Annotated in this window: 18 protein-coding genes; 6 read left to right on the plus strand and 12 right to left on the minus strand. The window is 46.2% G+C overall.

Annotated features, from left to right (window positions below):
• Window positions 1–89 precede the first annotated feature (89 nt).
• The 5 genes from EJN92_RS01840 to EJN92_RS01860 form a co-directional block, all read right to left on the minus strand.
• Window positions 90–722, minus strand: a complete 633-nt coding sequence (locus EJN92_RS01840) for a DUF2306 domain-containing protein (protein WP_227869657.1) — start codon at window positions 720–722, stop codon at window positions 90–92.
• Window positions 723–736: 14 nt separating this feature from the next.
• Window positions 737–1594 carry a MipA/OmpV family protein gene (locus tag EJN92_RS01845; RefSeq protein ID WP_157984290.1) on the minus strand — a complete coding sequence of 286 codons (858 nt, stop codon included), beginning with the start codon at window positions 1592–1594 and terminating at the stop codon, window positions 737–739.
• A gap of 632 nt (window positions 1595–2226) precedes the next feature.
• Window positions 2227–3372: a serine hydrolase domain-containing protein gene (locus tag EJN92_RS01850; protein WP_126126271.1), complete on the minus strand. Its 1146-nt coding sequence runs from the start codon at window positions 3370–3372 to the stop codon at window positions 2227–2229.
• A gap of 20 nt (window positions 3373–3392) precedes the next feature.
• Entirely contained in the window at window positions 3393–3608 is a 216-nt protein-coding gene (locus tag EJN92_RS01855) for a hypothetical protein (RefSeq protein WP_126126272.1), read from the minus strand.
• Window positions 3609–3651: 43 nt separating this feature from the next.
• A complete protein-coding gene (locus EJN92_RS01860; protein WP_170174848.1) occupies window positions 3652–5139 on the minus strand; it encodes a putative bifunctional diguanylate cyclase/phosphodiesterase in 1488 nt (495 codons plus the stop codon).
• Window positions 5140–5914: 775 nt separating this feature from the next.
• Here EJN92_RS01860 and EJN92_RS01865 point away from each other — a divergent pair.
• The gene (locus tag EJN92_RS01865) at window positions 5915–6232 is read left to right on the plus strand and encodes a hypothetical protein (protein ID WP_126126274.1); all 318 of its coding nucleotides are present in this window, start codon (window positions 5915–5917) and stop codon (window positions 6230–6232) included.
• Between the two features lie 173 nt (window positions 6233–6405).
• Here EJN92_RS01865 and EJN92_RS01870 read toward each other — a convergent pair whose 3' ends face one another.
• Window positions 6406–6999, minus strand: coding sequence for a TetR/AcrR family transcriptional regulator (locus EJN92_RS01870; protein WP_126126275.1), 594 nt, complete (start codon window positions 6997–6999; stop codon window positions 6406–6408).
• 161 nt (window positions 7000–7160) lie between these two features.
• On the opposite strand from EJN92_RS01870, the gene EJN92_RS01875 reads away from it, so the two are divergent.
• From EJN92_RS01875 to EJN92_RS01895, 5 genes are all read left to right on the plus strand, one after another.
• On the plus strand, window positions 7161–8078 hold the full coding sequence (locus EJN92_RS01875; protein WP_126126276.1) for an SDR family oxidoreductase: 918 nt from the start codon (window positions 7161–7163) through the stop codon (window positions 8076–8078).
• 394 nt (window positions 8079–8472) lie between these two features.
• Window positions 8473–8991: a lipocalin-like domain-containing protein gene (locus EJN92_RS01880; protein ID WP_227869658.1), complete on the plus strand. Its 519-nt coding sequence runs from the start codon at window positions 8473–8475 to the stop codon at window positions 8989–8991.
• Between the two features lie 147 nt (window positions 8992–9138).
• A complete protein-coding gene (locus EJN92_RS01885) occupies window positions 9139–9483 on the plus strand; it encodes a 5-carboxymethyl-2-hydroxymuconate Delta-isomerase (RefSeq protein ID WP_126126277.1) in 345 nt (114 codons plus the stop codon).
• 119 nt (window positions 9484–9602) lie between these two features.
• Complete coding sequence (locus EJN92_RS01890; protein ID WP_126126278.1) at window positions 9603–10589, plus strand: alpha/beta fold hydrolase; 987 nt, start codon at window positions 9603–9605, stop codon at window positions 10587–10589.
• An 82-nt stretch (window positions 10590–10671) separates the two neighbouring features.
• Window positions 10672–11469, plus strand: a complete 798-nt coding sequence (locus EJN92_RS01895; RefSeq protein WP_126126279.1) for an isocitrate lyase/PEP mutase family protein — start codon at window positions 10672–10674, stop codon at window positions 11467–11469.
• A gap of 216 nt (window positions 11470–11685) precedes the next feature.
• On the opposite strand, the gene EJN92_RS01900 is transcribed toward EJN92_RS01895, so the two are convergent.
• The 6 genes from EJN92_RS01900 to EJN92_RS01925 form a co-directional block, all read right to left on the minus strand.
• The gene (locus tag EJN92_RS01900) at window positions 11686–12270 is read right to left on the minus strand and encodes a LysE family translocator (RefSeq protein WP_126126280.1); all 585 of its coding nucleotides are present in this window, start codon (window positions 12268–12270) and stop codon (window positions 11686–11688) included.
• Between the two features lie 276 nt (window positions 12271–12546).
• Window positions 12547–13437 (minus strand): EamA family transporter, encoded by an 891-nt coding sequence (locus EJN92_RS01905; RefSeq protein ID WP_126126281.1) that lies wholly within the window; start codon window positions 13435–13437, stop codon window positions 12547–12549.
• On the minus strand, window positions 13434–14045 hold the full coding sequence (locus EJN92_RS01910) for a LysE family translocator (RefSeq protein ID WP_126126282.1): 612 nt from the start codon (window positions 14043–14045) through the stop codon (window positions 13434–13436). The genes EJN92_RS01905 and EJN92_RS01910 overlap by 4 nt, the downstream gene beginning before the upstream one ends.
• A gap of 18 nt (window positions 14046–14063) precedes the next feature.
• Entirely contained in the window at window positions 14064–14954 is an 891-nt protein-coding gene (locus tag EJN92_RS01915) for an SDR family oxidoreductase (RefSeq protein WP_227869659.1), read from the minus strand.
• 109 nt (window positions 14955–15063) lie between these two features.
• A complete protein-coding gene (locus EJN92_RS01920) occupies window positions 15064–15357 on the minus strand; it encodes a putative quinol monooxygenase (protein ID WP_126126283.1) in 294 nt (97 codons plus the stop codon).
• 695 nt (window positions 15358–16052) lie between these two features.
• On the minus strand, window positions 16053–16952 hold the full coding sequence (locus EJN92_RS01925; protein WP_126126284.1) for a LysR family transcriptional regulator: 900 nt from the start codon (window positions 16950–16952) through the stop codon (window positions 16053–16055).
• Between the last annotated feature and the right edge of the window lie 133 nt (window positions 16953–17085).

Below are 17085 nucleotides of genomic sequence, written 5' to 3' on the forward strand. Positions count from 1 at the left end.
TTTTAGGTCAATATTACCTACCCGATGATAAATATCATTTCAAAAAACGTGAAGTTGAGGTTTTGTTCGTAAACAAGTGCCTACAATGTTCATCTGCGGATTATCCATTCAGCCAAAGCAAGATTGATCATCCACGCGGCGCTCATTAATACATCCCTTGGCAGCCCACTTAGTGCACCAAAAGCCAACATCCACGGTATTCCGAGAAGTGCTTGTGTGCCAGCACCTTGACCGAGCGCGTAGCCCCTGATCATCCATGCACGGTGTTTCGCAATATCGCGACGCAAAATGGCAAGCAAAGAAATAACTATCGATAGCACCATGGCCGAACCAACTAAGAGGCGGACGCTGTACAGTAGCACGCCTTGCTGCTGCAAATCGATCGGATACATTTCTGTCATCCACAAGCCTGACAAACCAGCAAACAACCCGAAAGGCACAAGCAGGCGCCCAGTTAGGCGGTGCCAATCTAGGCTAGATTGACGAAATGTTGAGGAAAACTGAAATGCTCCTAGTAGGCAGAATAATGTGGCGCTGAGTAAGTGAACTAATATGGGCAAAGGCGAAGCAATAAAGCGCGTATTTTCAGGAGTCGCAGGGCCGCCGGCGACAAGCCCGGATAACCGAACGAAACCAGCCAAAACTGGGACAACGCTTAATAGAAGCAGTGCGGTTGGCACAGCCCAATCAATTCGCTTTTCCAAATTTATCAAGCGCTTCATTATCATTTTTACGCCTATTTAAGATTGTATGTCACGCCAAAAAGCACTTGTTGAGTATTGGCCTGCAGTGCTAACGGACTATCTTTTGCGGCGCTAGCTAAGCTCGTGCTACTCACTGCGGCCAACACACTCCAATCATGATTAATTTGATAAGATAAGCGCACGCCGACGCTAACATCTCGAAGACCGCTCGATGCTTTATATACACGGTATCGACTCGTACTGGCTTGGGTAGCACTGACACCAAAATAGTTTTCCATGTAGGAATCGTTAGCCAACGTCGAATCCACGTTTAAACTGACTTGCATCGATGAGTTCAATGGAATTGCGTAGGCTGCGCCAAGTTTTAACAAAGCACCTTTGTGTTCATTACCCGATCCTATTTGCACACTGCTGTTGATCGAAAATTGATCCGTTATCGCAGCTCTAATAAAGCTGACAAACACTGCCTTTCTCTCCACGTCCCCCATGCCAGCAAGAGCTCTAGAGTGACTCTCTTTGCGGCCAACGTCTATGCCGAGCGCCGAGCCGTATTGCACCTTTGACGGTAATTCGTACTGCAAGCCAATCAATGTGTTGTTGTCACCGCCAACAAAAATGCCATTCGCCCAGTGATATTCCAGTATTGCGACTCCTTTAGTTTCGGTTTCGTCTGAGCCTTGGTACTTCGGCAAGGAAGCTACGCCAACGCCAATAATGCCACTCGTTGGCAACGCGTCTGGATATCTGTTGTCTGCCGTCTGTTGTGCGAGAACCAAGCTACATGGTAGGAACAAGCTGGTAACAACAGCAGTACCTAACAAGCGAAAAGTGTTGGAAACGAGGTTTGTTCTGCGTCCGACAGATGAGATGGAATGAGATGGAATAGTCATGATGTAAGTTGAATTTATAAAATAAATGATAGGAACTAAGGAATCGCACCGAGATGAGCTTCGGCGAAGCATTGGCTTTTTCGATTGATACCTAGTCTATGGAAATCTTATGCGCTCGTAACCATACTAAAGTACAGTTTTAGGTATGGTTGTTGAGATAGTGAAGATAATAGATGCCAACTAATGGTATGTGCGCCAAGTTGAGCAGACACGATGCATTCCATGATCATCAGCGCAATACTTTTGATATCAGCGAAATGCGCGAAGATCCTAGTGGCTGACTCGCACTCGATCAGAAAACGCATCATTTGTACTGCATGTGGTCAGCAATTCCAGACCCAATGCGATCGAGGTTAAGGTTCCCCCCCAATGTTGACCATCAGGTGTACGCAAGAAAATTACTTACTGATATCGATATAGCCAAAGAAAAAGGTGGTGCTGCTAGCGCAGGATACCCATAAGCACAATCAATTTTGCGGCGACCTTCAACATGGATCATCTATTTTTCAATAAGCCGTAAATCCACAAACTATTTATAGACACGTTTTGAAATGAATAAAACATTTTGAAATTCAAGGGAATCTACCTATGCAAACAATCACAGAGATATATCGCACCATACTAAGCTAGGATCAATGGCGTAAAATAATTTTTGCAATTTTTTCGGCTATATTGTCCGGTTCGGGTTTATGGGCGTCATTATTGGCAAGAACCGCAATAAATATACCATTCTGGGGGGAGCGCCAAGTGTGCGCGCTGAAACCGCCTATGTCGCCACCATGTTCAAGCACAGAATTGCCACCAATGTTTCGAATGAACCAGCCATAACCGTAGCCAGCACGCCTATGATCGTTCAAGGTGTAATCTATTGCCATACGATCCCAAGACTCTCGCTTGAGCAAAGCTCCTGCTGTTATGGCTGAGTCCCACCGTACCAAATCGTTAACATTGGTGCGCAATGCGCCCGCTGCAAAAGGCCAGCTCATGCTGTAATGCGCCACACTTAAGATATTTGTTCTGTTTTTCGTATATCCAATGACTGGTGACGAAGGCGTCTCCGCCTCCTCTATCACCGTATCATCCATTTGCAGAGGCAGGAAAATATGCTGCCGCATGAAGTCCGAGTATTTTTTTCCGGACACCTTTTCAATAATTGCGCCAAGAAGAAAATAGTTGGAGTTACTGTATGAAAAACGCTGGCCAGGCTGGAATTCTGGTGCCACATTCCAGAAAAAACTAATGCCCTCATCTACGGTCACGTCGTTTGCCATTCGAGCACCAAATTGCGGCATCACCGTGTAATTCCTGATCCCAGACGTATGCGTCAACAAGTGTTCAATCGTCACGTGACGGCCATGCTCAGGATACGTGGGGAAATATTTGCCTATTTCATCTGAAACGGAGAGCTTGCCCTGCTCAGCAAGCAACATGATTGCCGATGCAGTAAATTGCTTAGTGATCGAGCCCACGCGTAGCGTCAGTTCTGGCTGTAACGGCAATTTGGTTTCTATACTCGCTAGACCATAGGCTTTACGGAATAATATTGCGCCATATTGAGAAACAATTACCACTGCGCCTGGCTCGTCGAGCCGAAAATACTTCAATAGCATTGCATCAATTTCTTGTGCACGAGTATCTGTTGTACGTGCTTCATGTGCATCAAGAACCACACCATCTGACTTACCTAAGGCTACAATGGGACAGAAGAAAACCATAAAACTCAAGAAGATTAAATAATTCAAGCAGCGCGGGTGACGCAAAAAAATAAAAGTATGCATATCAGTAGTTCCAAAATTGCTTAGTTTTTTGCTGCGCCCATTGTCTGTTCACGTTGCATCTTGTAGCTATCATAGCCAACCGAAACACGACTCAGACACGTAGCCCTGTCGGATTCCGACATTTTTTTACATTTATCCTGAGCGCTATCTTGTAAAGAGCTGTAAACCTGATTGGCAGTACAGGCCGTCAATGTAGACAGCAAAAATATTGCAGTAAAAATATCACGCGTTTTCATAACCTAAATTTCCTCATAAAACCCATTGCAATGTTTTGTAAGCTCACACTGATTCATCGACTGATAGTTGGTTAATTTTTTTCACTAATAATTCGATGACCTCATCGTTAAACGATGGAGTCTTACTCATATATATAGCAACGTCGGCCGCTGCCATTGGTCTAGAAATAAAATATCCTTGTATTTCATCGCATGAAAGTGCCTGCAATAAACGTAATTGATCTATTGTTTCAACACCCTCTGCGACAACTTTCATGTCCAACGCATGCGCCATCGAGATAATTGCAGACACCAACGCTTCTCCCCTCTCCCCTACTCGCAAATTGTCGATAAAAGATTTATCGACTTTCAACATATCTATCTGAAATTGCTGTAACACGGATAACGAAGAATACCCTGTACCAAAATCATCTAGCAGTACCTTCAATCCTAGGTCGGTGAGAGAATTGAGTTGTTGTTTTACACTTTGATCATGCTCAATGATGCATGATTCGGTAATTTCAATTTCCAACATGGCAGGATCAATTCCATAGGTAATCGTATGCCTTAATAATCTTGTCCTTAAATCCCCCACATTCAGTTGGAGTGGTGATACGTTGATTGAAATAGGAATTGCATGCAAGGTTTGCTCCTTCCATCTTGCAATTTGCTGGCAGACCATTTCGATTACCAGCTCCCCTATTTGCACAATCAATCCACATGACTCAGCAATCGGTATAAATTCGCTTGGAGCTAACAAGCCTCGCTCCGGGTGATTCCAGCGTATCAGTGCTTCAAGTCCACGCAGTTCGCAAGTGAAACTATCAACGCGTGGCTGGTAATGCAAAATAAATTCATTACATTTGAGCGCCTTACGTAAGGCTTGTTCTAACGTAATTTTTATCAGGATGGCTGCTGACATCTGTGTTTGATAAAAGAGATATGACTCTTTTACTTGGGATTTTGCCGCATACATCGCGATATCTGCATTCTTGAGTAATGTTTCAGCGACCTCACCATCTTGAGGATAGATGCTAATACCTATCGACGCTCGCAATGAATAGTGTCGCTCTCCATGCAACTCAAATGGCATACTAAGAGAAAAGGAAATTTGTTCCGCCATATTCTGAGCTTCATCTATGCTCGAAAAATCACTTAAGACGAATACGAACTCTCCATAGCTGAGCCGCGCAATATGAACGCCGAGCCTCAATAGCGAACTTAATCGATCACTAACATCACACAACAATTCATTGCTAAAGGCGTGGCCAAATGTGTACTTGATATTTCTAAATTCATCCAAATCGACAAATAGCAACGCCATTTGGATATTTGTTCCGTTCACGTCGTTAATACGGTTTTTTAAGTAGTTCATGAGCCAGAAACGATTTCGCAACGAGGTCAGCCTATCTCTACTGGCGTAGTTCAACTCGCTCAATTCTTGCGCATCTTCGGCAATGAATGAACTGCTGTCTGCCACTTCAACAGTGTGCACCGACAAGGGTTCTGAAATCTCATCAATAAGTAACGATTCACGCACGCGGACATCCATACAATTCCCTTCGATATTTTTAAGAAAAATTCGATTTCTCGTCAAAAAATTACTCAGCATTTACCGAATTACACGTTATTGCTTTACTGTGCAACGCTCATTGATATACTTAGCCGACTACACTAACACTCATTGCACGATTCGCTATACAGTCTGGATTTACGAAAGATCACGGCTGTTTCAGTGCGACTCTTTTGAAGACGATGACAAAAATCTTCACCTCACGATTCGCAACGACTATATTTGAATACTTTGTGCACGCCACCAGACTAAAGTACGGTTTTGAGTATGGTTAATCGATTCCGTCGTCTAAATGCATTTAGTAAGCTTATTCGCGACAACCACCAGAATCAATAAATTGCTAAGGCTAAGAAACTCACGTTCAGCGAGATAATTTGAGCTTGCATAAAGCTAGTTGAAGTCCTTGGATGCTATATCGATAGGCGCATTAAGACGAGGCTTCCAGTCGTCAATGGAGAGAGCCCAAATATGGACGCTAAACCGACCCCATGCATCAATCTCACGATTCAAACATTTACCACTCTGATGCGCCAAGAGCCAATATCCAGTCCAATCTCAAGTCGCCATTGGTAAGGACATCCTTGCATTCTAGTTGGTCAAGCGCGCGATGCGCGACCATGGAGTCAATCAGGAGACGGTTAAAACCATCTTAAAAAAAGGGATCTGGTCAAGGCGATTACGGGTTGATCTGCTCCAGCCAATATTGGATAGATCCTCAGGATTTTCGCTGCATCGTAATGACGTAGAGCTACTAATGAAACAAGTTATTGAAAATAAGAAAGCGAGAAATGATCTTTGGTGTCCGTTCCCCGACGAGACAGCCGAAAGCAATGTCATCGAAGTACCGTCGGCAATAAAAAGCTATAAAGAACGGATCAACCAGGAACTACTAAAGTCATCGCTACCAGCAGCTGAACGTAAGGTCTATGACGAAATAGCTGGGACTGCAATTTCGAAAAAAAAGAAAGCAGCGCCGGTATATCAAATCAAACGAAATAAACTGACAAAAGAGAATTTACTCGATGCAATGGAGGTCTTTAACGGTCAAGCGCCGCCGGCGATTGATCCATAAAGGTTTTTATATCCTTTTTCAATGCACTCCAACAAGTGTGGAAATATAGTTCAATTCCCGAAATATTCGGGAATTTAGCGGCGTAGTATTCCTTGCAAGATCAGAATAATTATCGAAAATGCATGCGAATTGCGATTAAAATCCATATGCGTAGGAAGCCTATTTTTGCCGGGTCATTCTTTTTTTGATGATTTTAGAGAGTGTTGCGGTAGCAATGCTCGCGCGACCGCCGTCGCAATGGTTTGAGCCAAATCGGGATCACTCACTGCACGCGCCAAAGAAACGCCGCCAATCAAACATGCCAGTGCTGCAAATGCACTTTCTACATCTTTTGGTAAATCGACCGACGCTGGGCCAGTTGCAATTAACTTCGCCACCTCCCGTAGTTCCGTCTCAAATGCGGTACGCGACAACTCATCGGAACGTACTACCTCTGATGTTAAAGACGGCAATACGCAACTATCAGATAGGTCGCAAATCCGCCTTTCATTGAGATAGAAATGCACAAATAAATGCCACCACTGTTTTCCATGCTCTCGCTGAAATTGGAGCAATCCATTCTTTAAAATGCTCATGCCGTGAATCACAACTTCACGAAATGCATGCGCCTTGGAATCGAAGTGCACATAGAAAGCGCCGGAAGTGACTCCTGCCTCTTTCGCCAAACCGTCCACTCCTACGCCTGCAAAGCCGCCTTTTCTAAAACCGCGCCCCGCCCCCTCTAGGATGCGCTGACGAGTTTGTAATTTTTGTTCATTTCGAGACATGCTGCCCTCAATCTATTTTAAATTAAGTTGAAATTATACTTGCTCACATAACGATCGTCATGTATATTCACATCACGGTCGTGATTTTAAATGTTTGAGTGCATCGAAAACACTGCTGAAAACAGATTAGCATTTATATACCCTTGATAAGAAAGATACAAATGAACACCCTTAGCAAAGAAAATTCCGATAGCAAAAATAGTCATCCTAAGACAATCGTCATCACCGGCAGCAGCAGCGGCTTTGGCGCTTTAACTGCAAAAGCACTCGCTGCTAAAGGCCATAACGTAATCGCGACCATGCGAGATGCGGGCACGCGCAATATTGCTTTCAAGGCCGAACTGGAAGCATTCGCAAAACAAGGTGGCTATAAACTAGAAGTCGTAGAGCTCGATGTGACTAGCGATAATTCTGTCAAAACGGCAATCGCTGCAATTGCTAAGTCACATGGACGAATAGACGTTCTACTTAACAACGCTGGAGTTATGAATGTTGGTGTAACGGAAGCGTATTCCAGTGCTGAATTGCAAGCACAGTTCGAAGTGAATACCTTTGGTCCGGCGCGTATGATACGTGCAGTTTTACCGACCATGCGCGCACAACGTTCGGGATTGATTGTCAGTGTTACTTCACTCGCGGGTCGTGTAGTTTTCCCTTTCTTTGGCGCCTACAACGCAAGTAAGTTTGCCCTGGAAGCCTTGGCTGAAGCCTACCGCTATGAATTGTCTGGCCTTGGCATTGATTCTGTCATTGTCGAACCAGGTCCGTTCGGCACTAGCCTGTTAACAAGAAGCCCCGCACCGCGTGATCAAAATATCGTTGATGCCTATGGCGATATCGGCAAAATTCCTGACGCGATGAAAGCAGGATTCCAAAGCATGTACGACTCACCAGAACCACCGCGCGTAGAAGATGTGACCGATGCCATTGTAAAACTCATTGAGCAGACAGATAAACGACCATTGCGCACCGTGGTGATGCCAAAAGGAATGGACTTCGGTGTTGAAAAATTAAATCAGGGTGTCAGCGAAATTCAGAATGCATTACTTAAAACCATGCAATTTGATTCTATGATTTAAATTTACTGTGTCTGAGAAAAAAATGAATCAATTGTATGTGTCGGTCATCATCAAGGTCGCACTCAAAAAACTTGATAATTACCACAAGGCGATAAAAAACTTGCCCTCGCCAGCAAACAGGAACAGAAACGCTTTCTGTTTGAATACTATGAAGTCGAGCAAGGACAAGGGGTTTTTCATTTTGGAAGAAATTTGAAAATTATCAAAAGCTAGATAGCTATTTCAAAGAGTCACATACGATTTATTTTTTTCTCAAAATTTAAACAATGTAGTTACGGATAATTTTCTAAAAAAAACTCTAGGTTTGGAAGTCTACATTTCGAAAACTTGAACAAGTTTCAACTAACCACCACATCAATATTTATTAAATTACTTAAATTTTCCGAGAATTTTCATGTTTATTATAAGTAAATACACTGCTTCAATAAGTATTGCAGCGCCCCTATTAATGATGGGATCAGACACAATAGGAGCACAAGATCAGCCTACTTCTTTAGAGGGCACTTGGGTCATGACATCAGCATATGAAATACTGGCCGATGGGACTCGCGTTACAAATTATGGTGAACATCCAAATGGTTTGCTAATGGTCGATAAAAATGGACGTTACTCAGTACAAATTTTTCGACCTAATAGACCTAGGTTCATCGCTAAAGATAAAACAAAAGGAACACCAGAGGAATATCGTCAAGCAGTTTTGGGCTCCAGCACCCATACGGGCAAGGTTGTTATTGAGTCACTCAAAGGGAAATTGATTTTTCAAATTGAAACAGCATCATATGCCAACTGGGAGGGAACAGAACAGATTCGCGATTACACGTTCAAGGACGGGTTTTTGACTTATCAGGTACCCGCGGGTGCATCCGGCAATGGCACTATCGCCTATTCTATTTGGCAGTATTCATCCAATTAATTTTACGATGCCACTTGAATCAATAGAGTAGTAGTGCAACATCGGCGCAGTTTTACTTAAAGTATTAGCGCGATCCCAGATTTTGCTTAATGGTGAAGTTGAAGTTGAAATTGAACCAATCCGTTCATGCAATAACCAGGAGAAATAATGCCCCATTTCGTTATCGATTGTTCCGCAAGTATTTTAGAGGCGCACACAGAAGAACACATAATTGAACAAGTTCACATCGTTGCAAACACAACAAAATTATTTGATGAAAACGATATAAAAGTCAGATTACATCCTTACGAGAAATATCTTGTTGGAAATAAGCGTGAAGACTTCATCCATGTATTTGCCTACGTTTTGGAAGGCAGAACAATTGTTCAAAAGGCGGAATTATCGAAAACAATTGTTAGTAAGTTGACCGAGATGTTTCCGCAAATACTTAATATTGCAATAAGCGTCAGCGACTTTGAAAAGGCCACCTATTGCAATAGAAATATGCTTTAAATCCCGAACTTAGCTAGAACCGGCAGGTTATGACTATTGTGCATGCGGCCCCAACTCCGATCTAATTTTTCTATTGAGCCCGAGGCATCACCATTATTTTCAAAATCTAGGAACAAATTATGAATCTGCGAACATTTATATTTCAATCTGCTGCTGCGTTGTGTCTGACGATAACGGTGCAGGCGGCGGAAAATTCGAGTGCCACTACGAACTTATTGACTACGCATATCGTAGCAACACGCGACGGCGATTTGTATTATGAAACTGAAGGCAAAGGGCGGCCGCTGGTGTTGGTTCCTGGGGGGCCAGGTGGCAGTCGGATCAGCTTTCAACCCTGGTTCTCCAAGATTGCCGATACGCACACTGTTGTCTATTTCGACGCTATCGGGCGCGGGCGTTCAGCACGTCTTGCAGACCCGACGCGTTATACCGTTGAGCGCGACGTCGATGACATTGAGGTGCTACGCGCGACACTTGGCGTTGACAAAATTTCGCTCTTCGGCCAAAGCTACGGAGGCATTCCTGCATTACTGTATGCGTTGAAGTATCCGGAGCACGTTGACAAGCTCGTATTATCTTCTGCGATGATTAGTGCTGCAAGTTTTCAGGCCAACATTGATGCCACTAAAGCGAATCTTCGAACCTATTACCCTGACTCATGGGAGCGCGTAAAAGCCTTGCGGGCGCAAGGGATTAAATCGAGCGATGAACGAAGCAGTCGGGAGTTCAGCCGCTTGGCCGCGATGGTGTATTGGCACAATGCAGATTTTTCGGAAAAAATGAAAAAGGCAGAGCCTGCTGACCGTCTTAGTGCCACGGTATATGCTGCGATGCTTGGTGACGACCCAGATGAAACGGTCGGTGGAACACTCCGGGGTTATGACCCAGGAGCATTTTTACCGCACTTGCGTGCACCGATTCTCATCACAAGCGGGCGTTTCGATCGCGTAACAACCCCTGAGATCTCCTATCAAACCTTGCTCCGACTGCCGGTCGGGAGTACGCAATTGATCACGTTCGAGAAGAGTGGACATCGGCCATGGGTAGAAGAAACGGATAGCTACTTTTCCCGCTTGCACGAATTTCTCGATGGTGCGACTCATTGAGTTAATGTCGAAGACAAACATCAATCAAACCGGGAAAAAAGTGAATATCAATAAAATAGGAAAAGGAAATTCAGAGAGCTCAATGCAATCAACGCCTATGGATGCGCGTTTCCGCGCACTACATCATCAATACCAAGCACTCCTCCTCGCCAACGTCTGGGATGCAGGAAGCGCACGTCTGATTGAGCAGTGCGGTGCGAGCGCAATCGCCACAACGAGCGCGGGTGTCGCGTGGTCATTAGGATATCAAGATGGTAATCAGCTGCCACTTGATCTGCACGTCGAAGCAATCAGGCGTATTGCGCGTGTCATACATGTGCCGTTAAGCGTCGATGTCGAAGGTTGCTATGGAAAAACGGGCGCTTACGTGGCGGCGCGATTGATAGATGCAGGCGCAGTTGGCTTGAATATCGAAGATGGTACGGAAGCGCCAGAAATCTTATGCAAAAAAATTGCTGAAGCACGTGACATGGCGCAACGTATGGGAGTGGATCTGTACATTAACGCCCGCACGGATGTCTATGCACGCGCGTTGGTAGCGCCGGATCAACTACGCGCCGAGGTCTTGGCGCGAGCGCATCTATACCGCGAGGCCGGTGCCGACGGTCTGTTTGTCCTCGGCCTGACAGACCAAGACGATATACGGGCAATCGCCCAAAGCAGTGGCCTTTTATTGAATGTCGTTGCATACCCTAACTTGCCAGCATTAGAGACCTTAAGTGTACTCGGGGTACGGCGACTATCTGCGGGTTCATTGATGCCTCAGACCAATTGGCAAATTACGCAGCGTCTTGCCAGTAACTTTTTGAAGGATGGACAGTCTGCCCCATTGCTAGACGGCGCAGCCCCTTATGCTGAAGTCAATGCATCGTATGTGTGAGTGCGCAAAACTGAGGGTTAGACGGCACGCGAGAGTGACAAGGCCACACAATCACTATCCCTTGTCCCGCGCAAATTTTTTTCGACATTAAATTTGTTTCGCCATGTCACATTCGGCACTTGCGATCTTCATCGTGCATCTGCGTTCTAAAATGCAGTGTTACGCCCCCTTGGAACGAAGCGCCGCCAAATCACCGCCACCCCAGATGGTAGTCCTCTAGCGTAAAAACAGGATGGCCAGAGTGAGCAAGATCGCACCCATCGTCAAATTGAAAGCGCGTTGTTTGAATGAATCTTTCAGTAAGTTACGAATCGACACTCCGAACAATGCCCACATGATGCTACAGGGAGTTCCGATCAATGTTCCAATTGTCGCCACCAGTAACGCCCCATTCAGGGTACTCAAATCGGGGGGCATAAATACCGATGCAAGGGTAACGGCTTTGACCCAACTCTTGGGATTAAGCGCCTGAAATATAGCCGCCTGTGCGAACGACACTTGCTTCGGGGTGTGCGCTTCGCCTATCGAAGCGCCGCTGAGTTTATAAGCCAGATACACCAGATATAAAGACCCCGCGATGTGCAGCGCTTGTTGTGCCCTGGGATAAGCGATGTAGACGCTACCGAGCCCGAAACAGGTGACAATAGTTTGCACAAACACACCAAACTGGATGCCCAGAATAGCGGGCTGAGCGCCGCGGTAGCCAAAATTGGCACCAGAAGTAGCGAGCATGACATTATTGGGTCCGGGAGTACCTGACATTACGAGGCAATAGCTCATCAAAGGGAGTAATTCTGTCATTGTATGCAATCGGTAGGTTGGAAGTGTAAGTAACCTAAAACCAGAGTTCAAAACGAATAGCCAATCGGTTTTTCCAAATGAGGCGAATCGCTTGTCCGGCTGGCACTTTATAACGACACCATTCTTGATAATCGCTTATTGAAGCGAACATATTGCGGTTCCTTTTATTAATGCAATTGAATGAATCACTTTGGCTTTTGTGAATATTAATTTTATAATGGCGCGCACAAACGAAAGTAATTAAGAATCTAGATACCCCAAAAATCTGAGTTTCGTTTATACGCCATTAGCAGGCGGCGTTCTGAGCAGGTTCACTGCCAATCCCGCAACGATGAGCGCCGCTGCGACAAATTCCCAGGTCGGAAAAGACTCACCCAGCCATAGTATTGAGGCGCCGATACCAAACACGGGGATCAGCAAGGCAATAGGTACTACTGTTGCTGCGGGATGGCGAGCCAGCAACCATCCCCAAACGGCGAAACCAAAGAGTGAGTTACCCCAGGCCTGCCAGATGACGGCGAACCAGGTGGCAGTGCCCGCATGACGCATGGCAGCCAGGTCTGTATCCCAACCATCGATTACGAATGACAATGCAAAAAGGGGTGGAATGGCAAATGCGCTAGACCAGACAACGTAAGAGAACATGTTTGTGGCCCCGCTTTTTTGGGCTGTCATATTCGCACCAGCCCATGCCAGCGCCGCAGTCAATACAAGAAACAATCCAAAGCCCGTCACCATACCGTCTGTATGAAAGAAGACGATCGCCAAGCCTACTCCGGAGAGCAGCAGCGCAAGCCATTGAATTGTGCGTAGCCGCTCTCCATTCATTCGCATCGACAGCGCAATGGTAAAGAACACCTGCATCTGAACCACCAAGGAGGCTATGCCAGGCGAGATGTATCCATTCATGGCGACATAGAGAAGTCCAATTTGACCGACGCCGATCAATAGTCCATATAGCGCAAGGTTGCCAATGCTGACCGCAGGACGCGGGACGAAGAGCGTCGCAGGCATAAAGGCAAGGGAGAAGCGCAGTGCCGCGAGCAGTAGCGGTGGCAGATGCACTAGAGCGACCTTGACGACGACGAAGTTCGTACCCCAGATGGAAACAACTGCCAGTGCGAGGAGAAAGTGTCGCATTGAGATGACGTCTAGCTTACTCGTCATTGTTTTGCTGCAGCAAGAATTGTGCCGAAGATGATCAGTGTCACGCCAGAGGTTCGTCTAATCGCCCGGCCTCCGCGGTCCGACGTGAGCCATACCTTTGCGCGGCTCGAAAAGGTCGCATAGATGCTGTGGATGATGACGACTAGGAACGCGTAGGTGATAACGAGAGTGGTGAACTGAGTCAAATAGTTCCTCTCCGGATCGATGAACTGCGGGAATACGGAAAGAAAAAAGAAGATTGCTTTCGGGTTGCTGAGTTGTAGCGACAAGCCCTCGATGAAGCGCTTGCGGAAGCTCGCCTCATGCGCGGGCTCTCCAGTGAGTTTGAACTCGGGGGCTCTCCAAAGCCGAACACCCAGGTAGACTAGATACGCCGCCCCCATAAACTTGAGCACTGTGAAGGCCAGTACTGACGTGGCGAGCAGTACACCTAGACTTGTGGCTGAAGTAGCAGCGACGAAAAGCGCTCCGAACGCGATACCTAGAATCCCGCCGATGGTGCCGCGCAGGCCAAAACGAAGCGCGTTAGTGATAGTCATGACGACGCCTGGGCCAGGGCTAAGGACGGTCGCCGCGGCCATCGCAAGGAAGAGAAGATACAGGTGCATGGTGTTCCTCAAAGTTGCTCAGACCATCGATCCGAATTCTAGCGTCGTCATCAATTCGTTTTGAATTGTGCTGACCGCCTGGTTCAGGCGTTCAACGCCAAAATCCATACCCGGCGCCATTACGACGGTGCGAAGAGGGCGGCGATTGTTCTGCTCAATCAGACGCACTATTGCGTCAGCTACATCTTGGGGTTGCGGTGGCTCTGGTGAGTCATACATCTTCTGGAAGCTGGCCTTCATTGCATCAGGTATCCGGCCCACGGCACCGTAGGCATCCACCGTAGCCTTGTCGTTTGGGGCCGGGCTTCGTGGTAGGAGCTCGGTGCCAAATGCACCGGGTTCAACGATTACAGAATCGACTCCCGTTCCGCTGAGCTCATAGCGGTACGCTTCTGCTAACGCCTCTAGTGCGAACTTACTTGCGGCATAGGCTCCAAAGAACGGGAAGACGACCCGACCGGCAAGCGATGTAACGCTGACGATCAACCCTGACCCTTGTGTCCGCATACCTGGCAACACGGCGCGAAACATGCGTGCCGGGCCAAGAGTGTTGACGTCAAACTGGGTCTGCAATTCGGCTATCGAATACGCTTCAGTAACCCCGATATTCATCACGCCAGCGTTGTTGACGAGAACGTCAACAACGCCATGGGTGGAAGTAATGTGATCCATGGCAGCGGCCACCGAGTCGTCACTCGTCACGTCGAGCTCGACGACTTGGAGTCTATATCCCCCACTTCGTGCGAAAGATTCGAGGTCTGCCTTCTTGGCTAGATTGCGCGTACTAGCGTCACGCATCGTAGCAATAACATCGTGACCATGGGCCGCCAATGACTTGGCCGTGAGCGCGCCAAAGCCACTGCTTGAGCCTGTAATAACGATCGTCTTGGATTGCTGCATCTGTTTCATGATGATTTCCTTTTAACCCAGGGCGGGTCGATTAAATATTGATGTAGCGAGAAAAACAGCGCGGAATAAGTCCGTGATCTTTCGCGCCATTGCCTTGAGTCGGGACTTATTAAAGTAGCGCTGCTGTTCCGACGTTTAGCAGAACTTCGGTCAGATCAAGAGCGAAATAAGTCTGTGTATGCGGAGCGGCAAGGTGAGTGGCTAATGCCGACTCGTTATCCCAGCCCTCCCAAAGAAATAGATGCTGTTTGTCGATTACGTCTTGGTGTAGCATAAACAGCCGGCAACCCGGCTCGGTACGCGTAATTGATGCCAGTTTTAATAAGGCGGCAAGTGTCTCGTCTACCCGTGTTTCATCTTTTATCCGCAGTTCAGCGGTCATGTAGTAGCCAGAAGCGAACATTTTTGATTTCCTATAATTTTTAAAGTAAGCAATTTTGAGTGAGAAGTAAGCCCCCCCTAAAACGTTGGTCGTATCCGATGTCATTGATGCGGCTAGCTCATTAAATAACGACCGTGATTTAAATATACATCACGATCGTTATGTGGTCAAGCTAAACTTGAGCTTCGATTTGCTTTCTGGAATAGATTTAATGGGACCTTTGCACGATAAATAGTAGGGCAAGGTGTTTACCGCCCCTCCCCTTTGAATGGCGAGTCGCGTTGAATTTTGGTTGTGATGTAAAGCGAGTCTGCTAAATTTTTCTTATCTACGTATGCAATTGAAAGCTGAACTAGTCGATAAAAAATGATGGATACAGACTATATTTTTCGACCCGCGGCAAGTGGCCAGATAAAGTTCAACCGATTGGCACTTAGAATTTTTGCTATTAATACCTGTCAAGCTATGCATATAGATAAAGTCTTAATCTATTCCTCATTAATATGGACGCAATCTATATTAGCTGTTGATGCTAGAACTAAATTGTTCCCTGGGTTTGTTTTTGATGAGTACGCGTGGATCAGTAATTTCTGGGGAGCCGGATTGATTTCGAGCTGATATTAATGCAATGCGCGATCTGCCATTAATTGACAGTGAAGACTATCTTTAATCGTTCTTCCGTATATACATTATTTTGTAAATATTTATTTCAACATCTAAGGTTTGAGCACTTCAACAAGATAATCAGAAAACGCACGCACCTTTGCGGTTTGGCGGCGTTGAGATGGACAAACAAGGTATATAGGGAGTGGAGGGACAGGCCAATCGGGTAATAAAATTTGCATTTCACCAGACTTTATTTCATCCTCAAAATGCCAGATCGGCACGTAGGCAATACCGAGGCCATTTAATGCTGCCGAGCGTACAGCTTCGGAACTGTTGCTTTGCAATGGGCCATTGACAGTCACAGAAACACTCTCGCCCAGCGCATTGGTAAACGTCCAGGCATTTTTTGTCAGGCGTTCTGTGTAGACAATACAAGCGTGCATACGCAGCTCATCTGGCGTTTTCGGCACAGCTAAATTATCCGGAAGCGATGCGAGATAACTACGGCTAGCAACTAATACTGCGCGACTTTCGCCGATACAACGGGCAATCAAACCGCTGTCGGATAAATGCGCGATACGTACCGCCACGTCAACTCCTTGCTCCACCAGATCGATCACATTGTCGTTGAGTCTTAGGTCAATTTTTATATTCGGATGGATTTTCAAAAAGTCACGTACGTGAGGCATTAATACCCGCAATCCAAAGGCAACTGGTGCTGCGACACGTAATAAGCCGCGCAATTGTTGTTCTCCGTGGCGCAAGCGCGCCTCAGCCTCGGCCACCTCAGAGATTAGCCTACGCACCTCTTCAAAATATTGTTCGCCATCTTCAGTTAAGGTAAGAGATCTTGTGGTTCTGGTTAGTAGCTTGACGCCCAGAGAATTCTCCAGCGCAGCGATCTGTTTACTCACGCTACTTTGACTAGTGTTGCGTTCACGCGAGACAGCAGAAAACCCTCCCGTTTCAACCACACGTACAAATGTCTGCATCGCAAAAAGCTTATCCATCGATTCTTTCTTGAACTACCAATCATTCCAAATTGGAATATATCTTAGTCAAAATCACTACCTTCCGGAACGATTTTACATCAATTATAGTTCTAGACATCGACGCAACAATCCATCGATCTCAAATAAACTT

It is taken from the genome of Undibacterium parvum (genome assembly GCF_003955735.1).
GTDB lineage: Bacteria > Pseudomonadota > Gammaproteobacteria > Burkholderiales > Burkholderiaceae_D > Undibacterium > Undibacterium parvum.

Excerpts from the sequence above, each read along its gene's own strand:
- EJN92_RS01905 (WP_126126281.1), bottom strand. The coding sequence starts at position 13,437 with ATGACGAGTAAGCTAGACGTCATCTCAATGCGACACTTTCTCCTCGCA.
- EJN92_RS01890 (WP_126126278.1), top strand. The coding sequence starts at position 9,603 with ATGAATCTGCGAACATTTATATTTCAATCTGCTGCTGCGTTGTGTCTG.
- EJN92_RS01895 (WP_126126279.1), top strand. The coding sequence starts at position 10,672 with ATGCAATCAACGCCTATGGATGCGCGTTTCCGCGCACTACATCATCAA.
- EJN92_RS01865 (WP_126126274.1), top strand. The coding sequence starts at position 5,915 with ATGAAACAAGTTATTGAAAATAAGAAAGCGAGAAATGATCTTTGGTGT.
- EJN92_RS01915 (WP_227869659.1), bottom strand. The coding sequence starts at position 14,954 with ATGAAACAGATGCAGCAATCCAAGACGATCGTTATTACAGGCTCAAGC.
- EJN92_RS01880 (WP_227869658.1), top strand. The coding sequence starts at position 8,473 with ATGTTTATTATAAGTAAATACACTGCTTCAATAAGTATTGCAGCGCCC.
- EJN92_RS01920 (WP_126126283.1), bottom strand. The coding sequence starts at position 15,357 with ATGTTCGCTTCTGGCTACTACATGACCGCTGAACTGCGGATAAAAGAT.
- EJN92_RS01870 (WP_126126275.1), bottom strand. The coding sequence starts at position 6,999 with ATGTCTCGAAATGAACAAAAATTACAAACTCGTCAGCGCATCCTAGAG.
- EJN92_RS01850 (WP_126126271.1), bottom strand. The coding sequence starts at position 3,372 with ATGCATACTTTTATTTTTTTGCGTCACCCGCGCTGCTTGAATTATTTA.
- EJN92_RS01860 (WP_170174848.1), bottom strand. The coding sequence starts at position 5,139 with ATGGATGTCCGCGTGCGTGAATCGTTACTTATTGATGAGATTTCAGAA.
- EJN92_RS01845 (WP_157984290.1), bottom strand. The coding sequence starts at position 1,594 with ATGACTATTCCATCTCATTCCATCTCATCTGTCGGACGCAGAACAAAC.
- EJN92_RS01910 (WP_126126282.1), bottom strand. The coding sequence starts at position 14,045 with ATGCACCTGTATCTTCTCTTCCTTGCGATGGCCGCGGCGACCGTCCTT.
- EJN92_RS01840 (WP_227869657.1), bottom strand. The coding sequence starts at position 722 with ATGAAGCGCTTGATAAATTTGGAAAAGCGAATTGATTGGGCTGTGCCA.
- EJN92_RS01855 (WP_126126272.1), bottom strand. The coding sequence starts at position 3,608 with ATGAAAACGCGTGATATTTTTACTGCAATATTTTTGCTGTCTACATTG.
- EJN92_RS01885 (WP_126126277.1), top strand. The coding sequence starts at position 9,139 with ATGCCCCATTTCGTTATCGATTGTTCCGCAAGTATTTTAGAGGCGCAC.
- EJN92_RS01875 (WP_126126276.1), top strand. The coding sequence starts at position 7,161 with ATGAACACCCTTAGCAAAGAAAATTCCGATAGCAAAAATAGTCATCCT.
- EJN92_RS01925 (WP_126126284.1), bottom strand. The coding sequence starts at position 16,952 with ATGGATAAGCTTTTTGCGATGCAGACATTTGTACGTGTGGTTGAAACG.
- EJN92_RS01900 (WP_126126280.1), bottom strand. The coding sequence starts at position 12,270 with ATGACAGAATTACTCCCTTTGATGAGCTATTGCCTCGTAATGTCAGGT.